The organism is Streptomyces lushanensis (genome assembly GCF_001700515.1).
Classification (GTDB): domain Bacteria; phylum Actinomycetota; class Actinomycetes; order Streptomycetales; family Streptomycetaceae; genus Streptomyces; species Streptomyces lushanensis.
Genome location: NZ_MAUD01000088.1, coordinates 1 through 21,841 on the forward strand (window position 1 = coordinate 1; position 21,841 = coordinate 21,841).

Genomic DNA, 21,841 nt, shown 5'->3' on the forward strand with positions numbered 1-21,841 from the left:
CGCCGACCGCGCGGTCGGCGTCGGCGACGACACCGCAGACGACACCGCGGGACCGGCGTACGGACGTGGGGGTGGCTGTCCGCCCGGAGTGTCCCTCGAACAGGGCCGGGCCGCCGATCGGTTCGATGCGGCGTACGAGTCCTGCGGCGGTGAGCGCGTGGAACGCGTCACCCGCGACGTGCACGTCTGTGTCTCCTGCCGTACTGGAGTCTTCCCGTCCCTTGGCTATCGCCGGAACCGATCTTACGATGGACGGAGTCCAAGTCAAGAAGTGCGCCAAATGTATATCTAATCATAATCCAGACGTCCGCTGATAAACTTCGGATATCCCACAAAAGTGATAGGTGAGCTGATATGAGTGACCTGCTGGAGCGACTGCGGGGGCGTGGCTGGCGGATGACCGCCCAGCGGCGTGTCGTCGCGCAGGTCCTCAACGGCGACCATGTACACCTCACCGCCGACGAGGTGCACGCCCTCGCCGCCCAGCGGCTGCCCGAGATCTCCCGGGCGACCGTCTACAACACCCTGGGCGAACTGGTCTCCCTCGGTGAGGTCCTGGAGGTCTCCACCGAGGGCCGCGCCAAGCGCTACGACCCGAACGCGCACCACCCGCACCAGCACTTGGTGTGCTCCAGCTGCGGCACCATCCGCGACGTCCACCCGACCGGAAACCCCCTGGCCGACCTCCCCCCGGAGGAACGATTCGGCTTCACGGTCTCCGAGGCCGAGGTCACCTACCGCGGCCTGTGCCCGTCCTGCGGCCAACTCTGACCCCCGGAGCGCGCCGGTCGACCACGCCGGACCCGGCCGCGACAGCGGACGGCAAGACCGTCCGCGTCACCGCTTCTTGGTCTTCTTCCTTTGCGGCGGGGTCCACTCGCCTCGGTGCAACTGGCAGCGGGAATAGCCGATCATCGCCGGGTTCCGGCACCGCTCGCCGGTCCTGGTGTTGGTCGACCCGCACTTGACCTGCTTCCCCATGGGCGGGAACGTACCTCGCTCCGCCGCGTCGGTTGAGGAGGAGCACTCACCTCCCAGGGGCAAGCAGCCGAACCGATGGGAGGGGGCGTTGGGATGAGCTATGAACTGCGGGCAGTCATCGCCAAAGACGAGGTGATCAGCAGCGCCTCAGGGGATTTGCCTGTGAAGAAGCAGGGGGGAACAGACGGAGCGCGGGTTCCGGCCTCCTTCAGAGCGGTGCCTCTGAGGCAGAACGGGGAGGCCGGAACCGGCGGCCGGGCGCAGGGGCTCAAGCGCCTCGCTTGTGCAACGACTTGGGGCGCGTGAGGACACGGGACGGGATTTCCGGGGGCGTTTCGGGGACTTGCCTGGTGATGGTCCAACGGCTTGGCCGGTCTGGTCGCCGGGCTGGGGCAGCCATGAGGTGACGGGCGCCCGCGGCGGTCAGCCTGCTGGGCCGCCGGGGGCGGCCGAGGCATGATGAAGTCATGCGGACCCGACCTGTCCTTGTCTACGACGGCGACTGCGCCTTCTGTACGACCTCGGTGACATTCTTTGAGCGGCACCTGCGAATTCGCTGCGCCGTTACTCCATGGCAGTTCACGGATTTGGCCTCTCTCGGCACCACCCGGCAACGGGCGGAGTACGAGTTGCTGTGGATCACACCGGCCGGGACGGTGCACGGCGGTGCGCAGGCCGTCGCCAAGCTACTGCTGAACGCGGGCAAGGGGTGGGCATGGCTGGGCGGAATGCTCACCCTGCCTCCCTTTCGCTGGATCGCCCACGGTGTCTACCGTCTCGTCGCCAACAACCGCGGGCGGATGCCGGGCGGTACTCCGGCCTGCGCGTTGCCGACAGAACGCCGGGCCGGGCCACGGCCTACGGAATAGGTCCTGTCGCGACGGTCATGCTTCACGCGTGGAGCCGGTTACGCAGAGCCGGTCATACCGCCGCTACGGAACGAGATCGTGCTTCCTTTCCATAGGCTTCTTGTCTGCGGGATCGGGCTCCGCCCGGAGAGGCCCCGCGCCGGTCCGGAGGGGCTCCGCGCCGGTCCGGTCCGGGCCGACGTAGGCGATCACCAGGCCCTGTCGGTCGTCGTTGCCATTGCCGTCATTCGGCAAGCAGCAGGCAAACCGGCTCCGCCGAGCGCGGAGCGGTGTGTAATCCGGGGCGCCGATCCGAATGCCCACCGCACAGGCTTTGCTCGACTTTTCAGGCATGAGGTAAATGCGTGTCCGTGACAGTACCGGATGGCGTATTAATCCGATCGAACGACGAAAATGTGGATTCATCCAGGCGATCCTTCAGCGAGGAAAGGAAGCTTCCTTCGGTCGGTGAGTGAAAAAAGAGGAAAGGTTTCTTCTGTATTCGTGTCACCGGAAGCTTTCGCCGGACCGCAACATGTGAGCCGGACCGGCAAGCGCACAACACGCCCATGAACATCCGCTTCAAACAGCCATTGTTTAGCGAGTTTATGGGAATCACCCGTATGCGTCGCATAGACGCGTACTCGGCGGTGTTGTATGCCAGCGACAGAAAAGGACGGCCCGCGCAAACCGGGAAGTGCCCGATACGCCACCGTCTCACTCAGGAGTTGGTCCCTCGATGACGCTCAATTTCCCTGGCACGGCTCTATGGCGCACGACGTCGACCTGGGTTGGGGCGGTACTCACCGTACTGCTCGCCGCCACCGTGGTCGCCGCCACATCAACACGGGCGAATGCCATCGCGACACCTGTCCCCCTGGGTACGGCGACCAGTTACGCGGTTCTGGCAGGTCAGTCGGTCACCAACACCGGCCCCTCGGTGATCACCGGAGACCTCGGCGTGAGTCCGGGTACGGCGATCAGCGGGTTCCCGCCCGGGCTGGTGAACGGGGTTCAGCACTCCGCCGACGCGGCGGCCCTTCAGGCCAAGTCCGACCTGGTCGTGGCGTACAACAACGCTGCCGGACAGGCCACGGACGCCGCTCTTCCGCCGGACGCCGGTGGTCTGACGCTCGTTCCGGGCGTCTACACCGCTTCGTCGACGCTCGGGCTCACCGGCACCCTCACCCTCGACGCGCAGGGCGACCCCAATGCCGTATGGGTGTTCCAGGTGGGTTCGGGGCTGACGACGGCCTCCGACAGCCGGGTGCTTCTGATCAACGGCGCATCGCCGTGCAATGTGTTCTGGCAGATCGGCAGCTCGGCCACGCTCGGCACCGGTACGACGTTCGTGGGCACCATCATGGCCCTGACCTCGATCTCGGTGACCACGAACGCGAGCATCGACGGCCGGGCGCTGGCCCGTAACGGCTCGGTGACGCTGGACACCAACAGGATCACCCGCCCGCAGTGCGCCGCCACGACCACCGGCACAACCACGGGCACCACGACCGGTACCACGACGGGCACAACGACCGGAACCACCACCGGTACCACGACGGGCACCACCACCGGCACCACGGCCGGTACGACGGGCAGCGCCACGAGCGGCTTGCTCGCCGGCGTGCTCGGTGGCCTGACGACGGGCGGTGTCACCAACGGCGGCGTCCTGGGCGGTGTTCTGAGCGGCGGCGTCGTCGCGGGCAACACGGCCGGCAACATCAGCGGCGGGAATGTCACCGGTGGGAACGCCGGGAAGCCCGTCAAGCCCATCAAGCCCATCAAGCCCGGTCACGGTCACCACGGTCACCACGGCCACCACGGCCACCACGAGAAGCCGGGCAAGCCGCACCACGGACACGGCCCGTGGCACGGCAAGCCGGAGCATGGCCACGGTCCGGAGCACGGTGGTCCCGAGCACGGCGGTCCGGAACACGGTGGCCCTGAGCACGGTGGCCCTGAGCACGGCGGTCCCGAGCACGGCGGTCCCGAGGGCCCTGAGCACGACGGCCCGGGGTACGGCGGTCCCGAGCGGAGCGTCCCGAGCAGCTGGGGCGGCCACCAGGGCTACGGCGACAAGCCTGACCTGACCGGTGAGCGCAAGGCCTTCACCGGCTGAGAGCACGAACACGACCGGTGGCGCGGGACGGAATCGGGAGCGATCCGTCCCGCGCCACCGGCGGAGGTACGAGGAACACGCAGGTGAGCACTGAATTGGAAAGGCCGGGTGGGGCTGTGCCGGGTGGCATTGAATCAGCGGATGTGAAGGACCGGCAGCGGACGGGCACCAGGCCGACGGCACCGCAGTCATCCGGAGAACCGCCTCCCGCCCGCGCGCCGTCCCGGTTGGCCGTTCCGCTGAGGGCGGGGATCGGGGCCGCCGTGCTGCTGTGTCTGGCGGCATCTCTGATCCACGGGGTCATGGTGTTCCTGCATGTGGCTCCGCCGAACCCCGTCTCCCGGCAGTTCAGCCGGCAGGTCACCGCCTGGGTCTATCCGCTCTTCGAGCAGAACTGGCGGCTGTTCGCCCCGGAACCGGAGTCCGTCAACCGGCAGATCTCCGCGAGAACCGCGCGCATCGCTCCTGATGGAACCGTCCAGGTGAGCGCCTGGTTCGATCTCAGCGCGGTGGACACCTCCGCGGTGGAGCACAACGTCTTCCCGAGCCACACGACGCAGAACATGCTGCGCCGGGCCTGGACCACGTACTCCGAACTGCAGGGCAGCGACGACGAGCCGCGTTCGGAACGCGCTGTGATGATCCAGAAGTATCTGCGCAACATCGCGGCGAACCGTGTCGCCACCCTTCAGCATGGCGCGTTCGAGTCCATCCAGCTTCGTGTGATCGCCCGGCCCATCGCCGCGCCCGCCACGTCGGATGCCGGCCGGCCGGCGGCCACGACCGCGCGAGCGCCCGTCGACACCCGTCTTCTCCCCTGGTGGAAGGTGACCCCCGATGGGAACTGAACAGAAGCCGAACCCGGTTCCCGCGTCCCGGGCGTCCCAGCCGCGCGTCCGCCTGCGAGCGTGCGCGGACATCGCGGGGCGGCTCCTCCGCCGGGCCGGTGCGGTCACGGCGACGCTAACCGATCGGCCGGTGTCCCTGTACGCCGCCGCGGTGCTGCGCATCGGGTACGGACTGCTCTACCTCGTCTTCCTGTTGCGCGAGTTTCCCCACCGCGACGAGATCTGGGGACCGGGTTCGGCGTGGACGCCGGAGCTGGCGAAGGAGCTGTTCGACCAGACCGGATGGGTCAGCATCCTCACCCTGTCCGACAGCAGGGCGTACTTCGAGGTCTGTTACGCGGCAGCCGTCGTGACATCCGTGCTGTTCACGTTGGGCTGGCGGACCAGAGCCGTATCCGTACTGTTCGCGGCGGTGGTGGCCTCGTTCCACGCCAGGTCGATCTTCATGACGGACGGAGGGGACAACCTCATCCTCCTCATGGCGGTCTATCTCGTTCTCACCGCGTGCGGCCGACGCTGGTCCCTCGACGCGCGCAGAACCCGGCTCCAGGCATCCGAAGGCGAAGCGCGGCAGCGGTCGACAAGCACTGCGGGGCGGACGGGGCCTACGGGGCCTACGGGTCCTGCGGGGTCTGTGGGGTCTGTGGGTTCGACGGGGCCTGCGGGGTCGGCGGAAGGCGGGCTTCTGCCTCAACTCCGCCGTACACGCACCACACTGGTCACCGTGCTGCACAACTGCGGCATGTTCGTCATCGCCGCCCAGGTCTGCATCCTCTACGGCTCCGCCGGCCTGTACAAAGTGCAGGGCAGTTCGTGGAGCAGCGGGGCCGCTCTCCACTACGTACTGAACCTCGACCTGTTCCGGCCGTGGCCCGCGCTGTCCCTCATGGCGGACGGCCACACCACGCTGATCACCGTCGTCGGCTATCTGACCGTCCTGTTGCAGGTCGCCTTCCCGTTCGTCCTGTTCGGCAGGCTCAAGTACCCCGTCCTGACGATGCTGTTGGGCATGCACTTGGGTATCGCGGTATTCATGGGGCTGCCGCTCTTCTCCGGCGCGATGATCATCGCGGATGCCGCGTTCCTCCCGGACCGCTTCTACCGGTTCCTGGGGCAACTGTGGCGGCGTACACCTCAACCGGCCGAAGCCGTCGTGGCGCCCTCACCCCGGGAAGGCACCGTGACCGTTCCGTCACAGGCCGGCCCGGTGGCAGTACAGAGCACCCGCTGATCCGGGGACGGCGCGACGGCACGGTACGAGAGTCGAGCTCGTGACGGGTTGCCCCCTCACCGTCGCCCTGGCTGGGGTGAGGGGGTGGCGATCCGCGCGTCAGAACACCGCGACCGCGTCAGAACACCGCGACGGGGTTGGTCGCGCTGGAGGTGACGCCCGCCATCCGCCACGGCGGCATCGCGAAGGAGAACGTCCAGCGGCCGGTCTCCGCGCAACGGCGGGCCGGCTCGATCGGCTCCATGTTGTCGACGAGCCACAGACCGAGGGCGACCAGGCCGACGGCGTGGATGGGCCGCAGCAGGTCGATGGTCTCGAATCCGTACGGATCTCCACGGAGCCGCCGTGTCCGGCGGCCCGTTCGCGGATGGACGTCAGACCGAAGCCTGCCGCGCCTGCTGTGCCGGGGAGACCGAAGCCCGCCGGGCCGGTCATGCCGGGGGCGAAGCTCTCGCCGTCGTCGGCGACCTCGATCAGCGGTGTGCCCGGCGCGGCGCCGTCCTCGACGACGCGCAGGGCGGCGGTCCTGGCGTGGGCGTGCTTCTCGATGTTGCGCAAGGCCTCTTGGACGACACGGACCAACCACCGTGTCGCGGCACTCGGCGCTCAGATGGTCCCATTCGTCACCGGCATCGATCCTGATCTCGACACCGGAGCGCGATGCGATCTCCCGGGCCAGGCCGGCCAGTTGCTGGGAGAGCCGCAGCGCCTCCCCCACCTGACGGCCCTCGCCGATGAGTGCGTGCAGCCCGGCGCCGGTCCTGTCGGCGAGTTCACGGAACTCTCGGGCGTGGTCGGCGAACTCGGGGACACCCAGCCGGAGGGAATCGACCTCTGCCCGCGCGGCCGGCATCCGCAAGGCGAACACGTCCTGGCCGACGGAGTCGTGGAGGTCCTCGTTCAGCCGCCGGCGCTTCCGGTCCAGGCCCGAGGCACCGGCCAGCAGAATCGCCTCCATGTACGGGAGGGCGAGGGCGGTCTGTCGCGCGAGATCGCACCAGAGGCTCACCTTCACCGCGGTGAGTGACTCGGGCCCGGCGATCATCCCGGTCATCACCCCGATCCGCCGGCTCGGCAGCGCCAGGGGAACGGCGACGAGTGCCCCGTCGGGGGGAGAAGGGTCCTGGAAATACGGGCGGAGCGGTGCCGGCCGGGGATCCCGCATGACTCGTTCCGCCCAGCGCCGGGCGATCACGATCCGGTTCTCCGTGGATGCCTGCCAGATCACCATCGGCGCGCTGCGGCGCCGGCACTCCTCCATGGCGGCGAGCCCCTGCCGGCCGACCTGTTTTCCGCCGGCGGAAGGTAGGGGCTCCGGTCCTCTCGTCGATCAGGACGAGGACGGTGACGAACTCGCACGCCGCGACGAGTTCGTCGATCAGCGCCTGGACCGTCGCGTCACGCTTCGAGCCGGCGACCGCGTCCAGCGCTCGTTCCGCGAGGTGCTGGGCACGTGTCCGGCCCGCCATGCCCGATACCGGCCGTCAGGGTCAGCTTCCACCGGTCACCGGACACCGGTCTCGGCCCGGCCCAGGCGGCAGACCAGCGGGGTACGTGTCACCTCCGGACGCTGTTCCAGCCACCAGACCTCATCGGGGCCGTCGGGAACGCGCGCGAAGCCGACCGATCCGACCGCCGCCGCGGCACTGACGCCCAGCAGCGAACATGCCGCTCGGTCGAGCCGCAGGTAGACCCCGTACCGGTCCAGCACGGCGCTGCTGACACGAGCCCGGCCATCGGCGGTAACGCGGCGGGCGTCCAACACAGCGTCCGCGGCGCCGTACAGTCCGGTTGTCGGGCGCTGTCCTGCCCGGACGCGCGAGACATCACGTACATCGCGCGAGACATGACGTACATCTTGAATCGCCTCACAACAGGCACGGGGTCCGGCGGTGTCGCTTGGACGGCGAGACCGGAAGCGCCGGCCACACGGAGGCACTGGAAGGCGTGTGCGGGATCCTGGAACCCGGATTCCAGGCGGAGGAGGCGGCCCTGAAGGCTCTGAGGGCGCCGAAGGGCCAAAAGGGCCAGAAGGACCAGAAGGCCCCGAAGGTCTAGTCAGAAGGTCTAGAAGGGTCAGAAATTCGCTAAATGGGAATCCTGCTGCCCGGCAGGATCAGGACGAGGGCCCCGGTGTCACGCCCAAGCTGTCCGCGGCTGCGCCGGGTGTCGGATCCCGGGTGAGCCCGCGTGCCCCCATTCCTCCAGGCCCAGCCGGTCCTCCAGGCCCAGCCGGAAGGTTGCCGTGTGTGACGCGGCGGGCCGCCCTGGCCTGTGACGTCGCGTCGCGTCGGGCGGCTGTCCAGGTGATTACCTTCCGTAACCCTCAACGCCGAAGGCCCCCGCGGCAAGCAGCGGGGGCCTTCGGCGTGTGCCCGGCCGGCCACGGCTACGGCCACCGACTCGCGCGCCGGTGATGCGGCCCGGCCAGGCCGTCACAACGGGGGTCAGTGTGCGTGGTGACCCCTCACCTCTTCGTGCCGGTGCCGGGCACGACCGACCGTGACCGGCGCGGACTCGACCGTGCTCGACGTCCCGTTGGCCCAGGTCCCGGTCACCCGGACGCTCACCTTGTCGCCGAGGTACTTGCCCGTGAGGTGGAACCGTGACCTGGTCGCGCCCGCCACCGGCTTGCCGTTCACGAGCCACTGGTAGCCGAACTTCGCGTCCGGGACCCACTTGCCCGGGTCGGCGGTCACGTACCCGCCGACCTTCGGCGAGCCCTTGACCACCGGCGTGCCCGTCACCTTCAACCGGTAGTGATAGAAGGTGACGTTGCTGGGACCGTTCGGGTCCGGCTGCTCCCGGTTGAGGATGTTGAGGGTCAGACCGTTCCGTGTCTCCAGGAACGACAGACCTTCGACCTCCTGGGGGTAGGGAACCTTGAGGTTGAAGAGGACCTGGACCTCGCCGGTCGTCAGGTTGGCGCGGGAGATGTTCTTCCCCGCGTCGTTCGAGGCGAAATACATCCAGCCGTCATGGATCTTGCCGCCCTGGGCCTGGTCGATCGTCTGCGACAGCGGGATGTATTTCCTGAACGACCAGTCGCGCAGGTTGTAGACGGCGATCTCCGTCGCGTTGTCATAGGCCATGCCGTAGGCGAGGCCCTTGTGCGCGTCGACGGCCACCCAGCTCGCGATGTCCTGCACGCCGTGCGGCGGGTTCAGGGCGACGGCGTGGCCGGTGAAGCTCAGACGGGCGGCGTTGTAGACGGCGAACACCGGCGTGTCGTACCGGCTGCCGGTGACCGAATCGCGCGTGCTGGTGTCGAGTGAGATGTAGAGCTTGCCGTTGGCGTAGTCGATGTCGCCGATGTGGTTCAGGCCCTTGTAGGCGAGCGGCGAGGGGTTGGCCAGTTCGGCCGGAATGGCCGGCGAGCTCTTGAAGATCGTGTTGTACCGCATGTCCGTGATCTCCAGCCCGTTGCTGCTGGAGAAGTACCAGTGGGTGCCGTCGGTGGTGACGCCCTGGCCGCGCGAGCTCTCGGCCTCGCCGGTGAACACGTCCTTGCCGATGAGCTCCCACGTCTCGACCCCGCGCGCGGGTGTCGCCGCCGCCCCGGGTGCCGTCGTCCCGGGTGCCGCCACCGCCGGTCCCGCCCCCACCGTTCCTGTCGCCACGGCCGCGCCTACCAGGGCGAGTCCGCCGATGAAATTCCTTCTGGTGAAACTTCCCACGATGACTCCATCTGATCCGCTGACGGACGAGCTGTCCGCTGTGTCGGACTAAGTCGTACGAGGGCGAGTTTGCGCCGCCACGGCGGCAGCGTGACCGGGCGCTTAACCTCGATTCATCAACGGCCCAGGGCGCACGAGCGCGTCACTGGTTCACCCTGTTTGTCCCAGGTGATGGCGGGTCCGGGCCTTCGCGTACCACCGCGGCTGTCCCGGGACCCCACGGCGGGGCGCTCACCTGACGGTCACCGCAGGGTGATCGACGGGGGCCCCGGCGGATTCCTTCCGCCGGGGCCCGCTGTTTCCTCGGTGTCCGGTGAACGGGAGCATCGTCCCGTTCACGTCGTCAGCCGAAGGTGAACTTGTTGGTGCCCCACTCCCCGGACGAGGCGACGACGGTGGTCGCCGCACCGATGGCGAGCTTGCCTCCCGCGTGCAGTTTGATACTGCCGTCCGCGTCGAGGGCCCAGATGTCGGGGATGTGGTCCCCGTTGACGTCCGGGGTGCCGCGGATGTGGGTGATGGGTGTGGTCGTCTCGCTCCAGTCCTCGGCGTAGACGGTGTCGTTGCCGTAGAGGGAGTCCGCGGCAGTGGCGAACGAGGCGATGGTGGAGCCGCCGTTCACCGTGTCCTTCACACCGTGGCGCAGGACGAGACGGTCGGAGGTCCGGGAACGGAACAGCAGGTCGGGAGCGCCGTCGGCGTTGTGGTCACCGACGGAGACGAGGTCGCGGTCGCCCCAGGTCGTGGCGGCGACCCTGGTGGCGGTGGTGAAACTGGTACCGGTGTAGCCGGTGAGGATCCAGAAGCCGCCGCCCTCGGTGCGGACGAACAGGTCGGACTGTCCGTCCAGGTTGATGTCGCCGGCGATCATCTGCGTGAACGTCGCCGGGGCGGGACCGTTCTCGGGCAGCAGCACGCTCATCCGCTGAGCGATGTCGACGCCGCCGTAGCCGTCGCCCTTGTAGACGTAGAGCTTGTTGTCGGGCATCCGGGCGAAGAGGTCGGTGACGCCGTCTCCGGGCTGGACGTCCTGATCGTGGGTGAGCAGCGCGGGCTCCTCGTCCGCGTTCACCCAGTACTCGGCGTACTCCTCGGGGTCGAGCGGGGTGCCGTTCCGGTGGGCGGCGGACAGGCCGACGCCCACGTTGCCGACCGAGTTGCCGGGGTAGGTCCAGAGCTGTCCGTCCTCGTGGACACCGATCAGGTCGGGGTAGGTGTCGCCGGTGAAGTCGCCGGGTCCGTCCGCCTTGTCGCGCGGGGTGACGTAGAAGATGTACTTGGTGCCGGGCGAGACGTTGCCCGCGCCGTCCACGGCGCGCACGTAGAAGACATTGGGACCGGCGAAGTGCGGTTTGAGGTCCACGGTCACCGACGCGCCAGCCGCCACGTCCTTGCCTCCGAGATAGCTCGTCGTGTTGAAGGACCACTCGAACCTGACGACGTCCTTGTCGGTGTCGGGCGCGATGGTGAAGCCGCCCGCCGTCCCGAACTTCACCTTGGACCAGACGCTGCCGTCCTCGTTTGTCTCGGGGAAGTCGGTGGAGGTGACGATCGGTTCCTCGGGAACGTCGTTGTCGAAGAGGAAGTGGCAGAACGTCGGGTCCGTGGTCGGTGACCAGGCGGAGCCCGCGCCGCTCGCGTCAATGGCGCGTACGTGCCACCGATAGATCTTGTTGTTGGCGAACTTCGACTTGGGCACGGTGACGGAGGCCTTGCCGGCGCTGTCCACGGTGGCCTTCTCGTCGACGATCTTGACGTCGACGTTGCTGCTCAGCCACACCTGGAAGTGCAGGTACTTCAGGTTCTGCTGGGTGGAGGTGTCGTCCGGGTCGGAGGACTTCGCCGACAGCACCAGGTCACGCTTGCCGATGTGCTGGGCCGGCGAGGTGCGGTCGCAGCTCACGCCGCCGGGTGTCTGGTCCAGCGACTTGGGGGCCGCGGGCTTGCGGTTGTAGACGAGGTTCAGCCGCGGTGCGCCGTCGCCCTCGGCCTTGAACTTCTTCCACGGGTACGCCGACTTCTCGTCCGACGCCTGCAGCCCGAGAGTGAGCGAGTACCAGCCGTTGTCCGCGGCGTCCTGGGCGATCGAAGCGGCGTCGTAGGAGACGTACGCGTCCGGGCAGGAGGAGTTGTAGCCGTGGGCGAAGGACTTGGTGCCGATCAGGGACAGCCAGGAGGGCTGGTTGTTCCAGGTGGTCTTGGAGGAGATGCTGCTGGTGTGCCACACCTCCATCGAACGCTCGGAGCAGGACCAGGCGTAGGTCTCGCGCAGACTGATCGAGGCGGAGGTGACCGTGGCGCCCTTGATGTTCCGGTCCCAGCCGAGGCGGAAGAAGGACCGGGAGGTGCCCCACGTGGTGGCCTCGTAGCCGACCCGGGCTTCTGTGGTGCCCGTGTTGTAGTGGGCGCCGTCGTAGAAGCTTGAGGTGGGGTAGCGGTCGTAGGCCGTGGTCCAGTTCCTGGTCTTGCCGTAGATCGTCGGGTCGATGAAGACCGGGTACTCCGTGTCCTCGGCGGTGAGCAGGCCCTTGTCCGGGACGATGCCCAGGGTGCTTGAGGTGGTGCCGGGGTCGCTCAGCTCGGCTTCCGCGATGGCGACATGGGTATCCATGTCGGGTCCGGCGAGTCCAGGAAGGGCCCACACCTCGGCATCGGTCGGGGCGGCGGCCCGCCGCAGACCGACCTGGGTGATACCGCCACCGGTCCCGGAACCCTCGTACGCGGCGGCCGACGGATCGCCGGTGCCCGTGGGCTCGGGAGTACGGGACGGGCCGGTCTCCTCGGGCTCCGTGGTCGGCGTCGGTCCCGCGGTGTCCAGGGGCGGCGGCTCCGGTCCGTCGCTGATGTCCTCGCCCGGCTCCTCCGAGTAGGAGGGTGAGGGGTCCTCGGAGGGCTCGGCGGGTTCGGGGTCGTCCCCGTCGGTGACGGCCCGGGTGCCGGCGGAGTCCCACATGTAGGGGGTGGGGCTCACCGCGATCTCCTCGCCCTCGGCGTCCTCGCCGGTGACGACCTGAGTGACCGGGTCGAGCCGGAAATACAGGTCCGGCGACGACAGCCCGTAACTCAGTTTCTCCAGCGCCGGGTTGGCGGCGGCCCTGGCGTTGTGCACGATCAGCACATGGGTGAAGCCGCTGTCCTGGGCGGTCAGCAGCAGGTCGACATCCGTGAACACGTTCCGGTACAGAGCGGCGGCACCGTTGATGACGGGCTCGGGCAGCGCGCCCGGCCAGCTCAGGGTGACCTGGTGGCCGGCCGTGGTGAGGGTGGCCAGATCGGTGTACGCGGCGCTGTCGTCGGCGGCTTGGAGGGCGCCGCCGCTGTCGGCGACCCGGTACACGGCGGGGCGAGCGGACGTACGAGTGCTCGTGGCTCCGGCCTTGCCGCTCGAGCTTCGGGCCGCGCCGTCTCCACCGCGGGAGAAGACCACCGGGTCGGCGGCGGCCTTGGGCGCCCAGCCGTCCTCGACGGCGGTGAGCGTGGTGTCGATCGGCTTCCAGACGCCGTCCACCTCGGCCCGTACGGGAGCCCCGTACGCGATCAGCTCGAAGCTGCCGTCCGGCCTGGCGTAGGTCGTGGAGGTCTCGTTGCGCAGCGCCTCCACCTCGACGCGCTTGCCCGACGCGACGGCCTTCTCCTGTGCCGCTTCCTCGTCCAACGGGCCCGACGACTCCGCCGTCCCCGGGGTCCCTGGAGGAGCCGCCGCGGGCCCCGGGCCTTCCCAGCCGGGGGCGAGCAGCCCGATGCCGAGTGCTGCCGCGACGAGCGCGGCGACACCTGCCGCCGTACGTCGGCGCCTGGGCGAGGACTGTCTCCATGACAGTCCGAAGCCATGACGAACCATGGTGCTGAGCCCCTCCCCTGGACGGCAGCACGGCACGACGGATGAATCCATCGGCCCCCCTTCGGAAATTCAGCGAGGCTCCTGCGCGGCGCCTGGAGTTTCCCTTCGGAACGGAAATGGCGACGCAGAAATCTTGCGGGCCAGAGCATGGCTCAAGGAGGGCTAGGGCGCCAGAGCCCAAGAGCTCTGTGATGCACCTGTGAAGCTTCGGTAAAGGGCCCATCAATGGGTGCGGGCTGGGGACTCGTGTCCGGTAGAGACCGTTTGACGGTGACTTGTGGATGCGATCTTCACAACATCATCCTGAACTCTATGCATTTCCGATATTCAATGTCGAATGCGTCAGATATGGCGTGTGATCTAATTCACCACCTTCCGGTTGACGTTGACGTGGCCTTTACTCGTACTCATACATTTGGCCCGGCAATTTGGGGTGGGACAGCCGTGCGCTTCGTGAGGAGTGACGGCTGGAATTCAGGTTGATCCGGGGTTAATCCAGGGTGAGGGTGGGGGGCTGCCGTCATGTGGCGACCGCTGTCGTGGTGTGGCCGGGGAAGGCTTCTCCGGCACGGTGCCGTGCGCCGCAGACGGGCGGCGGCACGTCGTTCGGTGATCGCCGCGGTCTTCCTGGCGCTGCTGGTGGGTGCGCTTCCGTCGGCCTACGCGGTGCCGCCGCCGAACGACGACCGCACCGAGGTCGAGCTGGTGGACCTGCCGGACGCCGAGGCGCAGCCCGAGGAGGACGATCCCGACAAGGCCGGTGAGCTGGAGCAGCTCACCACCGCCCTGGTCAAGGACCCCGTCGAGTACGAGCCGGCGGCCACGGCCGCCCCTGTGGGCGGCACCGCCACGGAGACGCTCTCCGGCCTCACCCCTGGTGACCTCGTACCGGTCGTCGGGGAGGACGGGCAGGAACTGCCCGTCGAACTCGGGGCACCCGAGGGTGTGACCACCGGTGAGGCCGCGGCCCTGGAGGGCGAGTGGCAGGTCACCCTCGCCGACCAGGACGACATCGCCACGTCCTCCGGTGCCGAGGTCGAGGGCATGGCCCTGATGGTGACCCCGCCCGCGGACGCCACCGGTGAAGCCGTCGTCGCCCTGAACTACACGGACTTCGCGGAGCTGTACGGCGCCAACTGGGCGGACCGCCTGGACTTCGTGCAGTTCCCCGCCTGCTTCCTGACCACCCCCGACACCGAGGGCTGCTCGGAACCCACCACGGTGGACACCGAGAACGTCGTCGAGACGGCCGCCGAGGGCGGCGAACGGCGCATCCTCGCCACCCTGGACGTCGCCGACCTGGCGTCCGGTGAGACCGCCACGGCCGAGACCGCAGCCGCCGAGGGCAAGGGCAAGGGCACGATCGACGACATCCTGTACCGCGAGAGCCCGGCGGCCGGCCCGGCCACCGCGGTACAGACGGCGCTCACCGCCGCCGCCGGCTCGGGCGCCTCGGTCCTGCTCGCCACCGACTCCGGCAGCGGGTCCAAGGGCGACTTCTCCGCCACCCCGCTGGCCAGCGCCGGCTCGTGGTCGGCCGGCGGCAACTCCGGTGCCTTCACCTACACCTACAACCTCCAGGTCCCCGGCGTGCCCGGCGGCCCGTCGCCGGCGATCGGCTTCGGCTACAACTCGCAGGGCGTCGACGGCCGTACGTCGGCCACGAACACCCAGCCCTCGTGGATCGGCGACGGCTGGGACTACAACCCCGGATCGATCACCCGTTCCTACCGTGCCTGCCGGGACGACACCACGGACGGGAACAACACCAACCGCAAGACCAGCGACCTGTGCTGGGGCTCGTACAACGCGGTCCTCACTCTCGGCGGCACGACGACCGAACTGGTGCTGCCCGACAAGGCCGATGCCGTGGGCGACAACTGGGTCACCTCCAGCGGCGACGGCTCGCGCGTGGAACTGCTGAAGAACACCGACCTGGCCAACGGGGACGCGGACGGCGAGTACTGGCGGGTCACCACGCGGGACGGCACCCAGTACTACTTCGGTCGGAACAAACTCCCCGGCTGGGAGAGCGGCGACGCGACCACCGCCTCGGTCCTGTCGGCTCCGGTGGCCGGCAACCAGTCCGAAGAGCCGTGCCACGCGACGAAGTTCGAGGACTCCTTCTGCGGCCAGGCCTGGCGCTGGAACCTCGACTATGTCGTGGACCCGCAGGGCCACGCCATGTCGCTGTGGTGGGGGAGGGAGAACAACTACTACGCCAAGAACATGAAGTTCGCGGATCCGGTGCTCTACCACCGGGGCGGCTACCTCCGAGCCATCAAGTACGGCCAGGAAGAGGGTTCACTGTTCGACGCCGAGCCCCTTGCACGGGTGGACTTCGCCGTCGACGAACGTTGCTTCGGCGAAGGAGTCTGCACCGAGGCCAACTTCACGTCCGGCGACTTCGACAAGAACCGCGTCTGGTACGACACCCCGGCCGATCTGTACTGCTCAGGTGCCGCCGGCAAGGACTGCTTCGTCCCCGTACCGACCTTCTGGTCGCGCAAGCGCCTCACCCAGGTCACCACGCAGGCCCAGCGCACCCGGGGTTCGACGGCGCAGACACCGGTAGACAGCTGGACACTCCAGCAGTCGCTGCCCGCCGACCTGACGGACGAGGGCGCCGCGCTGTGGCTGGAGTCCATCACCCGCACCGGCTACGAACCCGACGGAGAGACCACCAAGACCCTCAACCCGGTCCGGTTCGTCGCGAACAGCCTGTCGATGCCCAACCGGGTGCAGGAGGGCGCCGACGACTCGAACCCGGTCTTCGACCGGTTGCGTATCGCACGGGTCGTCAGCGAGTACGGCGGCGAGACTCTCGTCAAATACAAGGCACCGACGGGCTCCTGCAAGACGGGCAGCGGCTTCCCGAAGCCTGAGGACAACACCGGGCTGTGCTTCCCGGTCTACTGGCACCCGGACCCGGACAAGAGCGAGGAGGCCATCGACTGGTTCAACAAGTACGTCGTCGAGTCGGTCCAGGAGAAGCCGGCCGTCACCGGCGTCCCGGACGTCGACACGTCCTACGACTACGACGACGAGGGCGGCGGCGCCTGGGCGCTGAACCAGGCGGAGTTCTCCAAGAAGAAGACCCGTACCTACGACCAGTGGCGAGGCTTCTCCCTGGTCAAGACGGTCACCGGGGAGAATTCCGCCACCCCGTACACGAGCACGCGGCAGTCCCTGTCGGCGACCCGCTACTTCCGCGGGATGAACGGTGACCTGCTGCCGGACGGCTCCACCCGCTCGGTGACCGTCGAGGACTCCGCGGGCCAGGCCGTAGCCAAGGACGAGGAGGCCTTCCAGGGCCGGGTCGCCGAGACCCTCACCTACACGGAGAACGGCGGCGAACTCCTCACCCGCTCCGTCGACAGACCCACGGCCACACTGCTCGCCTCGCGCACCCGCGGCGACGGAATCCCGCCGCTCGAGGCATTCCGCGTCCAGGACGCCGAAAGCGTCTCCGTCACCCGTGCCTCGAACTCCCCGAGCGGGAACCCGACCTGGCGGACCACGAAGACCGTCACCGAGTACGAGGACGACTACGGTCTGCCGGTCCAGGTCGAGTCGCAGGGCGACACCGCGGACCCGGACGACCAGTCGTGCACCGTGATGTCCTACGTCCACAACACGGCCAAGCACCTGATCGGCCTGGACAAGCAGACGCTGACCACGGCGGGCACGTGCGCCCAGGCGGCGTCGGCGACGGCCGAGGACTGGATCGAGGGTTCCCGTGTCGCCTACGACGACGGGGAGTTCGCCGACACACCCGAAGTCGGGCAGGCCACCAAGACGTGGGACGTCAGCGGCACCGGCGGCGGCTGGTCGGTCAGCGGCACGATGACCTACGACGACTACGGGCGGGTCAAGACCGCCGACGACGCCGTGGGAACGACCGACACCACCACGTACCTGCCCGACTCCGGACAGGTGTACTCGATTGTGACGACCAACGAGCTCGGGCACACCGCCACGACCGAAGTGGAGCCGGGACGCGGCACCTCGCTGAAGGAGACCGACGCCAACGGCCGTACCACCGAGTACGCCTACGACGCGCTGGGTCGTACGACGGCCACCTGGGGCGCCGCCACCGGGACCACCGCCACCGCGCCGGCGGTGAAGGTCGCCTACAACACCACGATCGGCCAACCGGTGTCGGTGGTGACGTCGGCGCTGACCAACGAGGACACCTACGCGGACAGCGTGGTGATCTACGACGGTCTGGGCCGGGAACGGCAGAAACAGGAGCCGGCGGTCGGCGACGGCCGGCTCATCACGGACGTGCTCTACACCAGGAACGGCACGATCGCGCAGACCAACAATGCCTACTACGCCACCGGCGAGCCGTCCACCATACCCTTCGAGCTGGACTCGGACTCCCAGGTGCCGAACGCGACGCTGTACGCGTACGACGGACTGGGCCGGGTGCTGACGGAGACGCCGTACGAGGCCGGCGTGGCGAAGCCCCAGAAGGCGTCGAGGAACGAGTACGGCTACGACAACTCGACGGTGATCGAACCCGAGGGCGCGGCGGCGCAGCGCAGTTACTCCGACGCACTGGGCCGCACGGTCCGGGTGGACACCTTCACGGACGCGGCCCGCAAGACCTTCCGCAGCACGGAGTACACGTACGACACACGCGGGGACATGGTCCTGGCGGAGGACTCCGAGGGCAACCAGTGGACCTGGACGTACGACGCGCGTGGCCGCCAGACCGTGGCCACCGACCCCGACACCGGGACGACGAAGACGACGTACGACGTGGCGGACCGCCCCGTGACCGTGGAGAACGGGCGCGGTGTGACGGTGTGGAACAAGTACGACGAACTGTCCCGCGTGGTCGAGCAGCACAAGGACGACGCCGCCGGTGAGCTCCTGACGACCACCCGGTACGACAAGCTGCCGGGCGGTCTCGGACTGCCGACCGAGTCGACCCGGTACACGGACAATCAGGGCTACACGACGTCCGTGACCGGTTACACGGCCGACTACCAGCCGACCGGCAAGACGGTCACGCTGCCGACGCCGCTGGCCACCGAGTACGGGCTGGAGAAGTCGTACACCTACAGCTACGCCTACTCGAGGGCGGGCCTGCTGACATCCGTCACGCTGCCGAAGGTGGGCACGCTGGACTCCGAGAAGCTGGTGGTCCGTTACAACGAGGACGGCCTGCCGGTCTCGACGTCCGGGGACGACTGGTACGCGGCGGAGACGACCTACTCGCCCTACGGCGAGGTGCTGCGCACGACCAGCGGCGAGCAGCCGAACCGGGTGTGGACGACGAACCTGTTCGACGAGTCGAGCGGTGAGCTGCAGCAGAGCATCGTCGACCGGGAGTCGATCAGCGACACGACGACGGTGCCCGATCACCGGGTCAACGCCCGTTCCTACGCCTACGACCCGGCCGGCAACGTCACCTCGATCGCGGACCGCGTGAACGGGGTGACGGATCGTCAGTGCTTCACCTACGACGCGCTGGGACAACTGAGCGAGGCGTGGACGGCACCGTCGGCGTGCACCGCGCCGGGCAAGACGGTCGCGGCGCCGAAGTACCCGGACGGCACGGCCAACGTCACGGCCGCGGCGGACGGTTACTGGCAGTCGTACGAGTACGACGCGCTGGGCAACAGGGAGAAGCTCGTCGAGCACGACCCCGGGCTCGTCGACGGGAAGGACGCCACGACGACCTACGCGTACGGGGCCGAGGACGGCACCCAGCCGCACACCCTCACCGGGATGTCGACCACGTACACGGCCGACAGCGGTGCGCGGGTCACGAAGGCGGCGGAGCTGACCTACAACGCCGCGGGCGACACCGAGACCCGTACCTGGGACGGCGACGAACAGGCGCTGGAGTGGACATGGGACGGGCAGGTCGCACAGGTCACCGGCTTCGGTGAGAACGGGGCGGGGGCCTGGATCGGCCTGGCGGGCAAGTGTCTGGACCTGTCGTCCTCGTCCACGGCCGCCGGCACCGCGCTGCAGTTGTGGGAGTGCAACGGGACGAAGGCGCAGCAACTGCGCATCGACCGCTCGTCGTCCGGTTCCTCGGGCGATCCGGCCACGGGTGCGCTGAAGGTCCTGGGCAAGTGCGCGATGCCGAAGGGCGGGGGCACCGCTGTCGGGACGGCGGTGGTGATCGCCGACTGCACCGGGGCGGCTAATCAGCAGTGGACGGCCACGTCCGGCGGTGTGCTGAAGCACAAGTCGTCCGACAAGTGCCTGGACGTGCCCGGCTCCAACTCGGCGAACGGCACCGATCTCCAGCTCTACACCTGCAACTCCGCCGGTTCGCAGACGTGGAATCCGGACGAGCGGACAAAGTACGTGTACGACGCCTCCGGCCAGCGGCTGATGGCGATCGGCGCGAACGAGCGCACCCTGTACCTGGGTGACGCGACGCTCACGATGAACGCGGACAAGTCTCAGGCCTCGGTCGAGCGTTACTACGCGCAGCCGGGCGCGCCCACGGTGATGCGGCACGCGACCGGCAACGGTGCGGCGGCGCAGTCGGTCCAGATCGCGGACCAGAACGGCACGGCGTACATCAATGTGGCGCTCGCAGAGGGCAACAGGGTCCAGTTCTCCAAGACCGACCCGTTCGGCAACGAGCGTGCCGAGAGCGGCGGTTGGCGCTCGGACCGCTCCTACGTGGGCGGCGACGACGACAGCGGCGGCGGCCTGGTGCATCTGGGGGCGCGGGAGTACGACCCGGTCACGGGCCGGTTCCTGTCCGTGGATCCGGTGCTGGACCTGGCCGATCCCGTGCAGATGAACGGGTACGTGTACTGCGAGAACAATCCGGTGACGTTCGCGGACCCGTCGGGCCTGGCCTCGGAGAGTGCCGGCGGCGGGGGTGGCGGCGGCCCGTCGGCGGGCGACGAGGCCTGGGCGAAGCGGCAGTTGAACACGTCTCTGTCCGACATCATCCTGTCCGTCGGCTGGGCCGCGCTGAAGGAGTTCGTCGGCTGGAACGACGTGGTGGGCTGCTTCTCCCGGGGCGATCTGTGGGCGTGCGGCAGCCTGTTCGTCCAGGCCATCCCGTGGACCAAGGTTTTCAAGATCCCCTCGATCCTCAAGGCGGCTGCCCGGATCGCCGGGGCCGTCAACGCCTGGATGAAGGCCAAGGAGAAGGCCCGCAAGATCATCGAGTTGGCGCGGAAGGCCCGGGAGCTGGCCCAGAAGGCCAAGGAGGCGAAGAAGCGGGCAGCGGCTCTGGCGGCACAGATAAAGAAGAAGGCGCAGCAGGCCGCCACGAGACAGGCGAAGAAGGCCGCGCAGAAGACCGGCAACGCGGTCCAGAAGACGAAGAAGGCGGCGGCCGCGAAGCCTGCCGCCAAGCCGCAGGCAGGCAAACAGTCGCCCGGCGGCGGCGCGGGCTGCTCGGAGGAAAAGAACAGCTTCACGCCCGGCACGATGGTCCTGATGGCCGACGGCACCACCAAGCCGATCGAGGACGTCGAGAACGGCGACAAGGTCCTGGCCACCGACCCCGAGACCGGCGAGACCGCGGTGGAGACGGTCACGGCGGAGATCAGCGGGGAGGGTGTCAAGCACCTCGTCAAGGTGAGCGTCGACACCGACGGCGCCCAGGGTGACCGGACAGCGACGGTCACCGCGACCGAGGGCCACCCCTTCTGGGTCCCCGAACTGCACGAGTGGATCGATGCCACCGCCCTGAAGCCGGGCCAATGGCTCCGCACCAGCGCCGGCACGTACGTTCAGATCACCGCGCTCGAGCGCTGGACGACCCAGAAAGCCACCGTCCACAACCTCACGGTCAGCGACCTGCACACGTATTATGTGGTGGCAGGGGCCACTTCTGTACTCGTTCACAATTGCGGAACGGGTCCCCGAGATGGTGCAGGTCTGGGTCCAGATGAACTCATGTCGAAGGCGGAAGGGCTTCGAGATGAGTACGCCGGAGAAATGGCCCAGCTCTCCAATAGGAAGAGGCCAGCCACTGTCACGGCTGGATACAATTCGGAGACCGGACAGTACGCCGCAGGTGCATCGTCTAAGGGTGTCTGCGCAGAGACTTGCGTTGTCAATCAGCTCGGAGGCGACCCGTCGAAGATTGTATTCACTACTGCCGTAAGGCCTCGGACTGGGGCGCCGATCAATATCTGCGTCTCATGCGAAGGCCAGTTCGGACGTAGTGGGTTCAAGGGGGCGGGTACAGTGTTCGATTCAGACGTATTGAGACTCTTCGATGAATAACGCTTAAGGGTGGTTGGGGCCGATATGGACCTTGAACTGAGACGGCATTCCTGGGGATCACTCCAAGGAG

Annotated in this window: 11 protein-coding genes and 2 pseudogenes; 6 read left to right on the plus strand and 7 right to left on the minus strand. The window is 68.2% G+C overall.

The features are described 5' to 3' along the window. Positions 1–184, minus strand: a pseudogene (locus tag BFF77_RS38110) (hypothetical protein); the annotation flags it as partial. 170 nt (positions 185–354) lie between these two features. Between BFF77_RS38110 and BFF77_RS08430 the strand changes: the two are divergent. Then, positions 355–771, plus strand: coding sequence for a Fur family transcriptional regulator (locus tag BFF77_RS08430; RefSeq protein ID WP_066945754.1), 417 nt, complete (start codon positions 355–357; stop codon positions 769–771). 66 nt (positions 772–837) lie between these two features. On the opposite strand, the gene BFF77_RS35510 is transcribed toward BFF77_RS08430, so the two are convergent. Further along, positions 838–981 carry a hypothetical protein gene (locus BFF77_RS35510; RefSeq protein ID WP_169922635.1) on the minus strand — a complete coding sequence of 48 codons (144 nt, stop codon included), beginning with the start codon at positions 979–981 and terminating at the stop codon, positions 838–840. Positions 982–1,448: 467 nt separating this feature from the next. On the opposite strand from BFF77_RS35510, the gene BFF77_RS08435 reads away from it, so the two are divergent. The 4 genes from BFF77_RS08435 (at position 1,449) to BFF77_RS08450 (ending at position 6,027) form a co-directional block, all read left to right on the plus strand. Continuing rightward, positions 1,449–1,850, plus strand: a complete 402-nt coding sequence (locus BFF77_RS08435) for a thiol-disulfide oxidoreductase DCC family protein (protein WP_066945757.1) — start codon at positions 1,449–1,451, stop codon at positions 1,848–1,850. 718 nt (positions 1,851–2,568) lie between these two features. Beyond that, positions 2,569–3,948, plus strand: coding sequence for an ice-binding family protein (locus BFF77_RS08440; protein WP_066945759.1), 1,380 nt, complete (start codon positions 2,569–2,571; stop codon positions 3,946–3,948). Positions 3,949–4,250: 302 nt separating this feature from the next. Continuing rightward, positions 4,251–4,796: a DUF5819 family protein gene (locus BFF77_RS08445; protein WP_342671212.1), complete on the plus strand. Its 546-nt coding sequence runs from the start codon at positions 4,251–4,253 to the stop codon at positions 4,794–4,796. 70 nt (positions 4,797–4,866) lie between these two features. Beyond that, entirely contained in the window at positions 4,867–6,027 is a 1,161-nt protein-coding gene (locus tag BFF77_RS08450) for a deoxyribonuclease HsdR (RefSeq protein ID WP_066945804.1), read from the plus strand. Between the two features lie 99 nt (positions 6,028–6,126). Here BFF77_RS08450 and BFF77_RS38115 read toward each other — a convergent pair whose 3' ends face one another. The 5 genes and pseudogenes from BFF77_RS38115 to BFF77_RS08470 form a co-directional block, all read right to left on the minus strand. After that, the gene (locus BFF77_RS38115; protein ID WP_425424357.1) at positions 6,127–6,609 is read right to left on the minus strand and encodes a sensor histidine kinase; all 483 of its coding nucleotides are present in this window, start codon (positions 6,607–6,609) and stop codon (positions 6,127–6,129) included. Positions 6,610–6,760: 151 nt separating this feature from the next. Next, positions 6,761–7,288, minus strand: a pseudogene (locus tag BFF77_RS38120) (histidine kinase); the annotation flags it as partial. Between the two features lie 243 nt (positions 7,289–7,531). Further along, complete coding sequence (locus tag BFF77_RS08460; RefSeq protein ID WP_141698390.1) at positions 7,532–7,738, minus strand: hypothetical protein; 207 nt, start codon at positions 7,736–7,738, stop codon at positions 7,532–7,534. 736 nt (positions 7,739–8,474) lie between these two features. Further along, positions 8,475–9,704 (minus strand): hypothetical protein, encoded by a 1,230-nt coding sequence (locus BFF77_RS08465; RefSeq protein ID WP_141698391.1) that lies wholly within the window; start codon positions 9,702–9,704, stop codon positions 8,475–8,477. A 343-nt stretch (positions 9,705–10,047) separates the two neighbouring features. Continuing rightward, complete coding sequence (locus BFF77_RS08470) at positions 10,048–13,596, minus strand: DNRLRE domain-containing protein (RefSeq protein WP_141698392.1); 3,549 nt, start codon at positions 13,594–13,596, stop codon at positions 10,048–10,050. Between the two features lie 525 nt (positions 13,597–14,121). Here BFF77_RS08470 and BFF77_RS08475 point away from each other — a divergent pair. Further along, positions 14,122–21,771 (plus strand): ricin-type beta-trefoil lectin domain protein, encoded by a 7,650-nt coding sequence (locus BFF77_RS08475; protein ID WP_066945774.1) that lies wholly within the window; start codon positions 14,122–14,124, stop codon positions 21,769–21,771. The last annotated feature ends 70 nt before the right edge of the window (positions 21,772–21,841 follow it).